The organism is Pseudomonas sp. Y24-6, assembly GCF_020295325.1.
Classification (GTDB): domain Bacteria; phylum Pseudomonadota; class Gammaproteobacteria; order Pseudomonadales; family Pseudomonadaceae; genus Aquipseudomonas; species Aquipseudomonas gregormendelii.
In genome coordinates this window covers 46,791-58,866 of sequence record NZ_JACBXG010000022.1, presented here as the reverse complement: position 1 = coordinate 58,866, position 12,076 = coordinate 46,791, and the positions used below count along the sequence as shown (strand labels likewise).

12 protein-coding genes are annotated in these 12,076 nt (G+C 62.9%); 5 read left to right on the top strand and 7 right to left on the bottom strand.

Features of this window, described 5'->3' with window-relative positions; translation table 11 throughout:
• Both HYI44_RS27990 and HYI44_RS27985 read right to left on the bottom strand, forming a co-directional pair.
• On the bottom strand, positions 1 to 651 hold a 651-nt coding region (locus HYI44_RS27990; protein ID WP_225571083.1), incomplete at its 3' end, for a MaoC/PaaZ C-terminal domain-containing protein.
• Positions 652 to 653: 2 nt separating this feature from the next.
• Positions 654 to 2,006, bottom strand: coding sequence for a 3-oxoacyl-ACP reductase (locus HYI44_RS27985; RefSeq protein ID WP_225571082.1), 1,353 nt, complete (start codon positions 2,004 to 2,006; stop codon positions 654 to 656).
• Between the two features lie 120 nt (positions 2,007 to 2,126).
• Here HYI44_RS27985 and HYI44_RS27980 point away from each other — a divergent pair, with 120 nt between their 5' ends.
• Both HYI44_RS27980 and HYI44_RS27975 read left to right on the top strand, forming a co-directional pair.
• Entirely contained in the window at positions 2,127 to 3,404 is a 1,278-nt protein-coding gene (locus tag HYI44_RS27980; RefSeq protein ID WP_225571081.1) for an acetyl-CoA C-acetyltransferase, read from the top strand.
• A 188-nt stretch (positions 3,405 to 3,592) separates the two neighbouring features.
• Positions 3,593 to 4,486, top strand: coding sequence for a PA4780 family RIO1-like protein kinase (locus tag HYI44_RS27975; protein ID WP_045058174.1), 894 nt, complete (start codon positions 3,593 to 3,595; stop codon positions 4,484 to 4,486).
• A 204-nt stretch (positions 4,487 to 4,690) separates the two neighbouring features.
• On the opposite strand, the gene cueR is transcribed toward HYI44_RS27975, so the two are convergent.
• The 3 genes from cueR to HYI44_RS27960 all read right to left on the bottom strand — a co-directional run bounded on the left by cueR (position 4,691) and on the right by HYI44_RS27960 (position 7,994).
• Positions 4,691 to 5,128 (bottom strand): Cu(I)-responsive transcriptional regulator, encoded by a 438-nt coding sequence (gene cueR / locus HYI44_RS27970; protein ID WP_122841649.1) that lies wholly within the window; start codon positions 5,126 to 5,128, stop codon positions 4,691 to 4,693.
• The gene (locus HYI44_RS27965) at positions 5,125 to 7,518 is read right to left on the bottom strand and encodes a heavy metal translocating P-type ATPase (protein ID WP_225571080.1); all 2,394 of its coding nucleotides are present in this window, start codon (positions 7,516 to 7,518) and stop codon (positions 5,125 to 5,127) included. The genes cueR and HYI44_RS27965 overlap by 4 nt, the downstream gene beginning before the upstream one ends.
• A 92-nt stretch (positions 7,519 to 7,610) precedes the next feature.
• Positions 7,611 to 7,994, bottom strand: a complete 384-nt coding sequence (locus HYI44_RS27960; protein ID WP_045058177.1) for a hypothetical protein — start codon at positions 7,992 to 7,994, stop codon at positions 7,611 to 7,613.
• A gap of 149 nt (positions 7,995 to 8,143) precedes the next feature.
• Here HYI44_RS27960 and HYI44_RS27955 point away from each other — a divergent pair, with 149 nt between their 5' ends.
• Entirely contained in the window at positions 8,144 to 8,341 is a 198-nt protein-coding gene (locus HYI44_RS27955) for a heavy-metal-associated domain-containing protein (protein ID WP_122841651.1), read from the top strand.
• Positions 8,342 to 8,434: 93 nt separating this feature from the next.
• On the top strand, positions 8,435 to 9,631 hold the full coding sequence (locus HYI44_RS27950) for a multidrug effflux MFS transporter (protein ID WP_122841652.1): 1,197 nt from the start codon (positions 8,435 to 8,437) through the stop codon (positions 9,629 to 9,631).
• A gap of 8 nt (positions 9,632 to 9,639) precedes the next feature.
• On the opposite strand, the gene HYI44_RS27945 is transcribed toward HYI44_RS27950, so the two are convergent.
• On the bottom strand, positions 9,640 to 9,807 hold the full coding sequence (locus HYI44_RS27945; protein ID WP_163019560.1) for a hypothetical protein: 168 nt from the start codon (positions 9,805 to 9,807) through the stop codon (positions 9,640 to 9,642).
• A gap of 136 nt (positions 9,808 to 9,943) precedes the next feature.
• A complete protein-coding gene (locus HYI44_RS27940) occupies positions 9,944 to 10,957 on the bottom strand; it encodes a zinc-binding alcohol dehydrogenase family protein (RefSeq protein ID WP_122841653.1) in 1,014 nt (337 codons plus the stop codon).
• A gap of 116 nt (positions 10,958 to 11,073) precedes the next feature.
• Here HYI44_RS27940 and HYI44_RS27935 point away from each other — a divergent pair, with 116 nt between their 5' ends.
• Complete coding sequence (locus tag HYI44_RS27935) at positions 11,074 to 12,003, top strand: LysR family transcriptional regulator (protein WP_225571079.1); 930 nt, start codon at positions 11,074 to 11,076, stop codon at positions 12,001 to 12,003.
• The last annotated feature ends 73 nt before the right edge of the window (positions 12,004 to 12,076 follow it).

The following is a 12,076-nucleotide window of genomic DNA, read 5'->3' as shown; positions in this document are numbered from 1 at the left end:
CAACCCATGGGCGATCGCAGTGGGGAAGCCGAACAGCTTGGCGCTGACGGCACTCAGGTGGATCGGGTTGTAGTCCCCGGAGACCTTGGCGTACTGCCGGCCAATGTCCGCCGGGGCTTGCCACTGCGCGACCTGGGTCATCGGCAACATCGGCGCGAGCACTTCCTCCGCCGCTTCGCCCTCCAGCTTGACGCCGCGACAGAGCATCCGGCTTTCGGCCTCCCATAGCGCGCCGAGTTGATCATCCAGGGTCGTTATGAGGTCGAAGGTTGCACCTTTGGCGTGGGGCTGCAGGTTCTGCACCCGCACGCTGACACGCACCCGGCCCACGCCGCCCATCGGGCGCAGGACGCGGATACGATTACTCAAATGGATTAGACCGAGCAACGGAAAAGGAAACTCCCTGGCGGTCAGCAGTTGCATCTGCAAGGCAAACGCGAGTACGTGGGGATAGGTGGGTGCAAGCAAGGCATTGTCGGCGAAGCCGCAGACTTTGCGGTAAGCCGCCAGGCGCCCGGGATCGACCTCGACCCCGGTGCGCAGCCCGGAATCAGGCAGGGTAGTGCCCGTGATTTTGCGGCGAGTAGCGGCCTTGACGTACAGGTCGGCCAGGCTCGGCTCGCGATCGAGGGTGTGCCAGTCGGTCGTCATGTCTAGGCCCCCAAAACGCTTTGTCCGCAGACCCGCAGGGCCTGTCCGGTGAATGCGCCCGTGCCGGGCTGGGCCAGCCAGGCGACCGCTTCGGCGACGTCTTGCGGCAGGCCACCCTGGCCCAGGGAACTCATGCGGCGGCCGGCTTCGCGCAAGGCGAAGGGGATGTGGGCGGTCATCTGGGTTTCGATGAACCCGGGGGCCACGGCGTTGATGCTGATGCCGCGCTCCTTGAGCAACGGCGCCCAGGCTTCTGCCAGGCCGATCAGCCCGGCCTTGCTGGCGGCGTAATTGGTCTGCCCGCGATTGCCGGCGATGCCGCTGATGGAGGCCAGCAGGATCACTCGGGCATTGTCGCGCAGGGTGCCCTGGTCCAGCAGGGCCTTGGTCAGCACTTGCGGTGCATTGAGGTTGACCGCCAGCACGGCATCCCAGAACTCCGGCGTCATGTTGGCCAGGGTTTTATCCCGGGTGATGCCCGCGTTGTGCACCACGATGTCGATGCCATCGGGCAGGTGGTCGATCAGTTGCGCGGCGGCATCCTCGGCGCAAATGTCGAGGGTGATGCTGCGCCCGCCGAGGCGTGCGGCGAGGGCTTCAAGGTCAGACTTGGCCTGAGGCACGTCCAGCAGCACCACCTCGGCGCCATCACGGGCCAGGATTTCGGCGATGGAGGCGCCGATGCCCCGCGCCGCGCCAGTGACCAGCGCCTTGCGCCCGGCCAGGGGGCGGGTCCAGTCGGTCACCGGGGTGTCGCAGGCGGTCAGGCGGATGACCTGGCCGGAGACGAACGCGCTTTTTGGCGACAGGAAAAACCGCAGCGGACCTTCCAGTTGATCCTCGGCACCTTCACCGACATAGATCAATTGCAGGGTGCCGCCGCTGCGCAGTTCCTTGGCCAGGGACCGGCTGAACCCCTCCAGGGCCCGCTGGGCGCTGGCGGCAAACGGGTCGTTCAAGCCTTGTGGCGAGCGACCGAGGATCACCAGGTGCGCGCTTTGATCGAGGTTTTTCATCAGTGGCTGGAAAAACTCGCGCAAGTGTTTGAGTTGATCGGTGTGCACCAGGTCGCTGGCATCGAACACCACGGCCTTGAGTTTCGGACCGTGCCCCGGAATCCACGGTGTAGCCACTGAAGGCTCGGTGCCGTAACCGTAGATCGCGTCGGTGAGGCGGTTGGCGAAAGCACTGACTTTCTCCGCCAGCGGGCCACCGCCAATCAGCAGCGCGCCCTCGACCGGACGCAGCCTGCCAGCTTGCCAGCGCTCCAGGCGAACCGGCGACGGCAGGCCCATGGCACCGACCAGGCGATGGCCGATGGATGAATTGGCGAAGTCGATATAGCGGTCAGACATGGAACGCACTCCGGTAGCTGGGGTTCAAAGTGTGGACCATGAATGGCGATCAGTCGTTCGATCCACGAGATAAGGCCTACGCTTGCCGTTTGAATTGGAATATTTCATCAGGAGCTTTTCATGACTCAACTGCGCCGCGTCGCGATCATCGGTGGTAACCGTATTCCCTTTGCTCGCTCCAACGGACCCTACGCCATTGCCAGTAACCAGGCCATGCTCACCGCTGCGCTCGAAGGGCTGATCGAACGCTACAACCTGCATGGCCAGCGCATCGGTGAGGTGGTTGCAGGGGCGGTACTCAAGCTGTCGCGAGACATGAACCTGACGCGTGAGTGTGTGCTCGGCTCGCGCCTGTCACCCCACACCCCGGCCTACGACATTCAGCAAGCCTGTGGCACCGGGCTGGAGGCGGCGTTGCTGGTGGCCAACAAGATTGCCCTGGGCCAGATCGACTGCGCGATTGCCGGTGGCGTCGACACCACTTCGGATGCGCCGATCAGTGTCAGTGAAGGGTTGCGTCGAATTCTGCTGCAGGCCAATCGCGGCAAGACCACGGCCGACAAACTGAAAACGTTCCTGCAACTGCGTCCCCAGCACCTGATTCCGGAGTTTCCGCGCAATGGCGAGCCGCGCACTGGCCTGTCCATGGGCCAGCACTGCGAATTGATGGCGCAGACCTGGAACATTCCTCGCGAAGCCCAGGACCAACTGGCCCTGGAAAGTCATCGCAATCTGGCCGCGTCGTACACTGAGGGCTGGCATAACGACCTGATGACGCCGTTCCTCGGGCTCACCCGCGACAACAATCTGCGCCCCGACCTGACCCTGGGAAAACTCGCGGGGCTGAAACCGGCGTTCGAGAAAAGCGCCAAGGGCACCCTTACGGCGGGCAACTCCACGCCGCTCACCGATGGCGCGTCCCTGGTGCTGCTGGGCAGTGAGGAGTGGGCCAAGGAACGCGGCTTGCCAATCCTCGCCTACTGGCGCGACGGCGAAACGGCTGCGGTGGATTTCGTCAACGGCGCCGAAGGCCTGCTGATGGCGCCGGTGTATGCCGTGCCACGCTTGTTGGCGCGCAACGGCCTGACGCTGCAGGATTTCGATTACTACGAAATCCACGAAGCCTTCGCCGCTCAGGTGCTGTGCACCCTGAAGGCCTGGGAAGACCCGGAGTACTGCAAGACCCGCCTGGGCCTTGACGCGCCATTGGGTGCCATCGACCGTAGCCGGCTCAATGTCAAAGGCAGCTCCCTGGCGGCAGGTCATCCATTCGCCGCGACCGGCGGACGCATCGTCGCCAACCTGGCGAAGCTGCTGGACGCGGCAGGCAAGGGCCGTGGCCTGATCTCCATCTGCGCCGCGGGCGGGCAGGGCGTGACGGCGATTATCGAGCGTTGATAATCCCTTGCGCCGTTGAAAAGTCCGCTGAAAGCGGCCAAATTGACGGGGCATAATCGGCACATTGTGTGCATCTTTAGGCAGATAGCAGCGTTCATAGGTCGGCAACCCCTCCCACCGGCGAGTGGATTGCCGTATAACGAATGACTTTCGCGTGTTTGGTAATAAAGGACCCACAATAAAAGCTGATGAAGACTCCAAAACGCATTGAACCCCTGATCGAGGACGGTCTGGTCGACGAGGTGCTGCGCCCACTCATGAGTGGTAAAGAAGCAGCTGTTTATGTGGTGCGCTGCGGCAACGAGTTACGTTGCGCGAAGGTTTACAAGGAGGCGAATAAACGTAGTTTCCGTCAGGCGGCCGAATACCAGGAAGGCCGCAAGGTGCGCAACAGCCGTCAGGCCCGGGCCATGGCCAAGGGCTCGAAGTTCGGCAAGAAAGAAACCGAGGACGCCTGGCAGAACGCCGAAGTGGCGGCTTTGTTTCGTCTGGCCGGTGCTGGCGTTCGGGTGCCCAAGCCTTACGACTTCCTTGAAGGCGTGCTGCTGATGGAGCTGGTTGCCGACGAGTACGGCGATGCTGCGCCGCGTCTGAACGACGTGGTGCTGGAGCCGGACCAGGCGCGCGAGTATCACGCGTTCCTGATCTCGCAGATCGTGCTGATGTTGTGTACCGGCCTGGTGCACGGTGACCTGTCCGAGTTCAACGTACTGTTGACCCCGACCGGCCCCGTGATCATCGACTTGCCTCAGGCAGTGGACGCGGCGGGGAACAACCACGCGTTCAACATGCTGGAACGGGATGTGGGCAACATGGCCTCATACTTCGGGCGGTTTGCTCCGGAGTTGAAGCAGACCAGGTTCGCCAAGGAGATGTGGGCCTTGTACGAAGCCGGCACCTTGCACCCGGCCAGCATCCTGACCGGCGAGTTCGACGAGCCGGAAGAGTTGGCCGACGTTGGCGGCATCATGCGCGAAATCGAGGCGGCACGCCTGGATGAAGAGCGCAAGCAGGCGGTGCGCGCGGCAGATGACGCGCCACCAAACAAAACCGAAGAACCGCCTCCGCCCTGGATGCAGTGACTGGTTGATGAAAAACCCGGCTTCGGCCGGGTTTTTTGTGACCGGCTTGCCCGCGATCGTCGTCGACGATGACGCGGGACAGCCGATACCCCGCAGCGTCCTAAACCCGTGTAGGAGCGAGCTTGCTCGCGATGGTCGTCAACGGTGACGCGGGGCAACTGATACCCCGCGGCGCCCGCTGGTTTTTCGCGAGCAAGCTCGCTCCTACAGGGGGGCTCGCGGTCTCGTTGTTTGATGGGCAGGCTCAGCACAGCAGCCCGACTCCAGGTTCTTGAGGATCGGGCAATCGGGCCGATGGTCGCCCTGGCAGTGCTCCACCAGGTCCTGCAGCGTGTCGCGCAGTTGGCCAAGCTCGCGAATCTTCTGGTTCAGCTCGTCGATATGCTGGCGGGCCAGGGCTTTTACATCGGCGCTGGCGCGCTGGCGATCCTGCCAGAGGGTCAGCAGCTTGCCGACCTCTTCCAGGGAAAACCCCAAATCCCGGGAACGCTTGATGAAGGCCAGGGTGTGCAGGTCATCGTCGCCATACACGCGGTAACCGCTGTCAGTGCGATGGGCGGCTTTGAGCAGGCCGATGGATTCGTAGTAACGAATCATCTTGGCGCTCAGGCCACTTTTGCGGGCTGCTTGGCCGATGTTCATCGGTTGTCCTCCAGGTCCTTGGGCTTCCAGGTTTTCAACAGTAGCGCATTGCTGACCACGCTGACGCTCGACAATGCCATCGCCGCGCCCGCCAGCACCGGATTGAGAAAACCGAAGGCTGCCAGGGGAATCCCGACCAGGTTGTAGACGAAGGCCCAGAACAGATTCTGCCGGATCTTGGCGTAGGTCTTGCGGCTGATCTCCAGTGCCGCAGGCACCAGTCGTGGATCACCCCGCATCAAGGTGATACCGGCGGCGTGCATCGCCACGTCGGTGCCTCCGCCCATGGCAATGCCGATGTCGGCGGCAGCCAGGGCCGGGGCGTCATTGATCCCGTCGCCGACCATGGCCACGACTGCAGTTTTCTTCAACTCGACCACGGTGGCGGCTTTGTCGGCCGGCAGCACTTCGGCGTGGACATCCTCAATACCCAACGCGTCCGCGACCACTTTGGCGCTGCCGCGGTTATCACCGGTCAGCAGATGGCTGCTGATATGCCGCGCGCCAAGTTGTTGCACAGCCTGCAATGCACCCGGCTTGAGGGTGTCACCAAAGGCGAACAGGCCCAACACCTGCGGCTCGGGGCTTTGCTCGATCAGCCATGACAGCGTGCGGCCTTCGGTTTCCCACGCGCTGGCCGAGTCCGCCAGGGAGCCAGCCTGCAAACCGGTCTCCTCCAGCAGACGGCGATTACCCAGGGCCAGGCGCCGTCCTTCAAGCGTGCCGGCAATCCCACGCCCGGTCAGGGACTGGCTGTCGCTGACATTGGCGACGCTCAGCCCGCGCTCGGCGCAAGCATCCAGCACCGCTTTGGCCAAGGGGTGCTCGCTGCCTCGCTGCAACGCGCCGGCTTTTTGCAGCAATGCATTTTCATCGCCGCCGATGGCGCTCAAGTGAGCGATGCGCGGCGCACCCGACGTCAGCGTGCCGGTCTTGTCGAACACCACTGCACTGACTTCATGGGCGCGTTCCAGTGCCTCGGCATCCTTGATCAGGATCCCGTAGCGTGCAGCGACCCCGGTACCGGCCATGATTGCCGTGGGAGTGGCCAGGCCGAGGGCGCAAGGACAGGCGATCACCAGCACGGCAACGGCGTTGATCAGCGCTGTTTCGATGGGCGCACCGTAAAGCCACCAGCCAACCAGTGTTGCCAATGCGATCAGCAGCACGGTGGGGACGAAAACCTGGCTGACCTTGTCCACCAGTTTCTGGATGGGAGCCTTGGCCGCCTGGGCGTCTTCCACCAGGCGAATGATTCGCGCCAGCACGGTTTCGGCCCCCAGTGCCTGGGTGCGCACCAACAGCCGGCCCTCGCCATTGATCGCGCCGCCCGTGACCTTGTCCCCAGGTTGCTTGGGCACGGGCAGGCTTTCGCCGCTGATCAGGGCTTCGTCCGCATGGCTTTGGCCTTCGACAACTTCGCCGTCTACCGGAAAGCGTTCGCCGGGTTTGACCAGCACCAGGTCACCCAGGCGCAGGGCGCTGATGGCGACGTCCTGTTCGCGGTCATCGACCACCTGAATCGCCCGTTCCGGGCGCAGGGCTTCGAGGGCGCGGATGGCGCTGGCGGTCTGGCGCTTGGCGCGGCTTTCGAGGTATTTGCCCAGCAGTACCAGGGCAATCACCACTGCCGAAGCCTCAAAGTACAGGTGCGGCATGCGCCCGGCAGCGGTGGCCCATTCGTAAATACTCAGGCCGTAACCGGCGCTGGTGCCCAGGGCAACCAGCAGATCCATATTGCCCGCGCCGGCGCGGACGGCCTTCCAGGCGGCCACATAAAAGCGGGCACCCAGAATGAACTGCACCGGCGTGGCCAGCGCGAATTGCGCCCAGGCCGGGAGCATCCAGTGCACCCCGAACGGCTGCAGCAGCATCGGCAAGACCAATGGCAGGGCGAGGGCAATGGCCAGGATCACCCTCCAGCGTTCGCGGTGCAGGCGTTGTTGTTGGTTATCGGCAGCAGCGTGCTCGACTTCCCGCACGCTGGCCGAGTATCCCGCCTTGCTGACGGCTTCGATAAGGGTTTGCGCAGCGACCTGGCCCAGCAATTCGAGGTGCGCACGTTCGTTGGCCAGGTTGACGCTGACACTCTTCACGCCCGCAACCTTGGCCAGCGCCCGTTCCACCCGGCCGACGCAGGAGGCGCAGGTCATGCCATCGATGCTCAGTTCCAGGGTTTGCTGTGGCACGCTGTATCCGGCCTGGTGCACGGCGTCCATCAGGGCCGGCAGGCTGTCGCCGGGTGCCTGCACCCGGGCCTGTTCGGTAGCCAGGTTGACACTGACGGCGCTGGCGCCCCGGACTTTGCTCAAGGCACGCTCGACCCGCCCGGCGCAGCTGGCGCAGGTCATGCCGGCAATCGGCAGGTCGAACGTAGTGGTCTCGCTCATGGTCAAGCTCCCTGTAGTGGATGCCTACAGGATCAACCTTGCCATGCGGGCAAGGTCAAGCGCCAATATCACCTTGATCCGATCTGTGGCGCTCAGTAGTTCAACGCCGCAGGCTTGAGGTACATCCCTTCCTGCGACATCGCAATCCGGAATTTCAACACATCCCCGGCCTTGAGCGTGATGGTTTGCGAACCCGGCGCGAGCATCCCCGGATTGCACCCCGGGGCCTGGCCCGGCAGCAGTTTCAGGCGCAGGGAGACATTGCCCGGCGGCAAGTTGAATGACGTGCTTTGCTCCTGGAACAGCCGAGCGGACAGCTGGTCTTGCAGGTACACGCCAATTTCGCAATTGGTCGACACTTCCAGGCGCTCGCGGGAAATGATCAGCACCCCGTAGTCCTCCCCGGCAGCGTTGGCCGAAGGCAGGGCCGCGAAGAGGCCAAGGAAGCCAAACAGGCTGAGAGCTGACCAGCGCATGGCTGAATCTCCTGATGTTGAAGTCATTGATACTCGCAGCTTGGCCGAGCTCGACGGCGATTGCCAGCCCGGCCGTTCACTTCAGAACTTGACCTTGCCATGGTGGCAAGCTCGAGACTGGTGTCAACCCCATCAACAGGAGTCATCCCATGCAAGTGTTCACTGTTCAAGGCATGTCCTGCGGCCATTGCGTAAAAGCCATTACCCAGGCGCTTCAAGCCAGGGACCCGGCCGCCAGCGTGCGAGTCGATCTGGGCGCCAGGGAAGTTGGCGTCGAGAGCAGCCTGTCGGCTGAAGAGGTGCTCGCCGCCATCACTGAAGAAGGATATGAAGCAAAGCTCGCCTGAAGTCTTTATTAGTTAGCGACCTATCGGAATGTTCAAGGCGTCCATCCCCGGCTAGACTGTTGGGCTGCTGACTTTTGTCCAACTGGATGCCTGATGAACTTTCGTACCATTTTAATCCTCGGCGCCCTCAGTGCATTTGCGCCGCTGGCAATTGATTTTTACCTGCCGGCTTTTCCCGCAATGGCGCTGGCTTTCGGCACCGACGAGCAACACGTTCAAGTGACGCTGGCGGCCTATTTTCTGGGGCTGTCGATCGGTCAATTGGTCTACGGGCCGATTGCCGATCGCTTCGGCCGGCGGGTGCCATTGCTCACCGGCGTGGTGTTGTTCACGGTCGCTTCACTGGCCTGCGCCTTTGCGCCGAACCTCGACTGGCTGATCGGCGCGCGCTTCGTCCAGGCGCTGGGCGGTTGCGCAGGGATGGTGATCTCGCGGGCAATCGTCAGCGATAAATGCGATGCGGTGGGCTCGGCCAAGGTCTTTTCCCAGCTGATGCTGGTGATGGGGCTGGCACCTATCCTTGCGCCAATGCTGGGCGGGTTGCTGGTCAATACCACAGGCTGGCAGTCGATCTTCCTGGTGCTGACCGGCTTCAGTGCGCTGGCGGCGGTAGCCGTGGCGATGGGGTTGCCGGAAAGCATGCCGGCCGACATGCCGCGCCAACCATTGTCTGGCTCGTTGCGGCAGTACGGCCGGTTGCTCGCGGACCGGGTATTCCTGGGTCACGCCCTGACGGGCGGTATCGCCATCGCCGGGATGTTTGCCTACATCGCCGGCTCGCCTTTTGTGTTCATCAAGCTGTATGGCGTGCCGGCCGAGCATTTTGGCTGGTTGTTCGGCACCAATGCGGCAGGTTTCATTCTGGTGGCCCAAGTCAACGCCCGGTTGCTGGCCAAGCGTGGGCCGGCATTCCTGCTGGCTCGTGCGGTATGGGTTTACCTGGCGGCAGGCCTGGCGCTGCTCGCCGTGAGTGCGCTGCACACCGAGAAACTGTGGCCGCTGCTGATTCCGTTGTTCATCTGTATCGCCAGCCTGGGGTGCATCCTGCCCAACGCGTCAGCCTGCGCGATGAACGGCCAAGGCGCCCGTGCCGGCAGTGCGTCGGCACTGCTTGGTTGCCTGCAATTCAGCGTCGCCGCCGGGGCTGCGTCACTGGTGGGGATTTTGTACGACGGCACGGCCATGCCGATGGCCATGGTCATCAGCCTGTGCGGGGCTTTGGTGGTGAGCGTCGCAATGCTCACCCGACGTTTGCAGAATACCCGGGCGCTGGTGCAGGCCCAGGTTTGAGGGCGTGCTCAGCCAGCAGCGCGCTGCTGGTCGGGAAAACGGTGAGGCGCCTGCAGCCGCGCTTCCAGGGTTCGGGTAAAGGCGCGCGCTTCGGCTTCGCTGCGGAATGTCACGGCATGTTGGTCCAGGCGGACCTGCCACTGGGAACGGGCCACTTCTTTTATCAGGATCTTCATTGCTGACCTCCTATAAGTAAAAGATTTGCCTTGCAGAGGCCTCGATTGTAGTCCCGATCCAGCGCGTAATTGTGACAAAGGTCAACTCTCTGACTGACGGTGTCGGCCCTGTGCGCACGACACCGTCACCTCTGTTCTAGAAGCCTTCCAGGACAATCTTGCCTTTGGCCTTGCCGCTCTCCAGCAACTCATGGGCGCGTCGCAGGTTCGCCGCGTTGATGGTGCCGAAGTGTTCGCCCACCGTGGTTTTCAGCGTCCCGGCGTCGATCAGCTCGGCCACGCGGTTCAACAGTGTGTGTTGTTCGATCATGTCGGCGGTTTCGAACAGCGAGCGGGTGTACATGAACTCCCAGTGCAGCGACAGGCTCTTGCGCTTGAGTTTGGTGATGTCCAGTGCCTTCGGATCGTCGATCAGCGCCAGTTTTCCTTGCGGCGCCAAGGCCTCGACCAGTTGATCCAGATGCTGGTCAGTCTGGGTCAGGCTGGCAACGTGGGTCACCTGTTCCACGCCCGCGCGCTTGAGTGCTTCGCTGAGCGGCTGGCTGTGATCGATCACCAGGTCTGCGCCCAGCTCACGTACCCAGGCTTGGGTTTGCGGACGCGACGCAGTGCCTATGACCTGAAGGCCGGTCAACTGGCTGGCCAGTTGGGTGAGGATCGAACCGACGCCCCCGGCCGCGCCAACGATCAACAGGCTCTGGCCCTCCGCGGCTTGGCCTTCGCGCACTTGCAGGCGCTCGAACAGCAGTTCCCATGCGGTGATCGCGGTCAGTGGCAGGGCCGCAGCTTCGGCAAAGCCCAGGGTTTTCGGCATGTGGCCGACGATGCGCTCATCGACCACGTGCATTTCGCTGTTGCCGCCCGCACGGGCGATGGAGCCGGCGTAGAACACCTTGTCGCCGGCCTTGAACAGTGTCACTTCGCTGCCGACCGCCTTGACCACGCCCGCCACGTCCCAACCCAGGACCTTTGCCTCGCCGTCTTGTGGCTGGACGTTCTGCCGGACCTTGGTGTCCACCGGGTTGACCGAAATCGCTTTGACTTCGACCAACAGGTCTCGCGGGCCGGCGACGGGGTCCGGCAGCTCGATGTCTTGCAGGGCGTTGTTGTCGCTGATCGGCAGGGACGCGTAGTAGGCAATGGCTTTCATGGAGCACTCCAGGAGTCGGGATGATTTCGATGGGCAGATGATTAGCTATTTCTACCGAAGATAAAACCCGCTAAAAGAGCAGTCTCTTTCAATATTTTTTTGATAATAGGCCGCACATGCTGCGTTTTGATGACCTGCAATTATTCGTCCGGGCTGCCGACCTGGGGAGCCTGTCGGCGGCCGCCCGGGGCATGGACATGTCAGCCGCCGTGGCCAGCGCGGCGTTGAAGCGCATCGAACACCAGCTCGGCGCGCGTCTGCTGGCCCGTTCAACCCGCAGCCTGCGCCTGACCGCCGAGGGCGAAGGTTTCCTCGAATACGCCCGCGCGGCGTTGAGCAATATAGAAGAAGGGCGCCGCCTGCTGGCCAGTGGGCAGGATCAGGTCAGCGGAGTGTTGCAGCTGTCGGCACCATCGGACTTCGGCCGCAATGTATTGCTGCCCTGGCTGGACGATTTTCAGCGCGAGCACCCCAAGCTCACGGTGCGCCTGCTGCTGGGGGACCGCATTGCCGACCTGTTCCGCCAGCCGGTGGATATCGCCTTGCGCTACGGTGAACCGGAGGACTCAAGCCTGGTGGCGCTGCCCATTGCCCCGCATAACCGCCGCGTGCTGTGTGCAGCGCCGAGCTACCTGGCCCGCCATGGCGAGCCGCGGCATCTCGAGCAACTGGCCCAGCACAATTGCCTGCTGTACATGCTTGGCAGCCGTGTTCACGACCATTGGAGTTTCCAGGACGGCAAACGCGAAGTCGGCCTGACAGTCAGCGGTGATCGCTTCAGTGACGATGCCGACGTGGTGCGTTTGTGGGCCGTGGCGGGGGCAGGCATTGCCTATAAATCCTGGCTGGATGTTGCTGCAGATGTCCTGGCTGGCCGCTTGAAGATCCTCATGCCGGAACTGACGGGCGAGCGCGCTTCTCTGAATTTGTTGTGCGCTCATCGCGCACAATTGAGTAAGCCTGTGAACCTTTTACGGGAAATGCTCGCCAGTCGATGCGCGCAATTGAGCAGGCAATTTCCCGGTTTATCTGAGGCAAGGCACTAATCGCCCGAATAGAGAGAAATGTCCTCCAGCAGCTATCCCCCGAAGCTTGGGGGCCGCTGTTCATGCAATCACA

What these genes read in the sequence shown, in the direction of transcription:
- HYI44_RS27985 (WP_225571082.1), bottom strand. Translation starts at nt 2,006, where the DNA reads ATGTCTGACCGCTATATCGACTTCGCCAATTCATCCATCGGCCATCGC.
- HYI44_RS27980 (WP_225571081.1), top strand. Translation starts at nt 2,127, where the DNA reads ATGACTCAACTGCGCCGCGTCGCGATCATCGGTGGTAACCGTATTCCC.
- HYI44_RS27975 (WP_045058174.1), top strand. Translation starts at nt 3,593, where the DNA reads ATGAAGACTCCAAAACGCATTGAACCCCTGATCGAGGACGGTCTGGTC.
- cueR (WP_122841649.1), bottom strand. Translation starts at nt 5,128, where the DNA reads ATGAACATCGGCCAAGCAGCCCGCAAAAGTGGCCTGAGCGCCAAGATG.
- HYI44_RS27965 (WP_225571080.1), bottom strand. Translation starts at nt 7,518, where the DNA reads ATGAGCGAGACCACTACGTTCGACCTGCCGATTGCCGGCATGACCTGC.
- HYI44_RS27960 (WP_045058177.1), bottom strand. Translation starts at nt 7,994, where the DNA reads ATGCGCTGGTCAGCTCTCAGCCTGTTTGGCTTCCTTGGCCTCTTCGCG.
- HYI44_RS27955 (WP_122841651.1), top strand. Translation starts at nt 8,144, where the DNA reads ATGCAAGTGTTCACTGTTCAAGGCATGTCCTGCGGCCATTGCGTAAAA.
- HYI44_RS27950 (WP_122841652.1), top strand. Translation starts at nt 8,435, where the DNA reads ATGAACTTTCGTACCATTTTAATCCTCGGCGCCCTCAGTGCATTTGCG.
- HYI44_RS27945 (WP_163019560.1), bottom strand. Translation starts at nt 9,807, where the DNA reads ATGAAGATCCTGATAAAAGAAGTGGCCCGTTCCCAGTGGCAGGTCCGC.
- HYI44_RS27940 (WP_122841653.1), bottom strand. Translation starts at nt 10,957, where the DNA reads ATGAAAGCCATTGCCTACTACGCGTCCCTGCCGATCAGCGACAACAAC.
- HYI44_RS27935 (WP_225571079.1), top strand. Translation starts at nt 11,074, where the DNA reads ATGCTGCGTTTTGATGACCTGCAATTATTCGTCCGGGCTGCCGACCTG.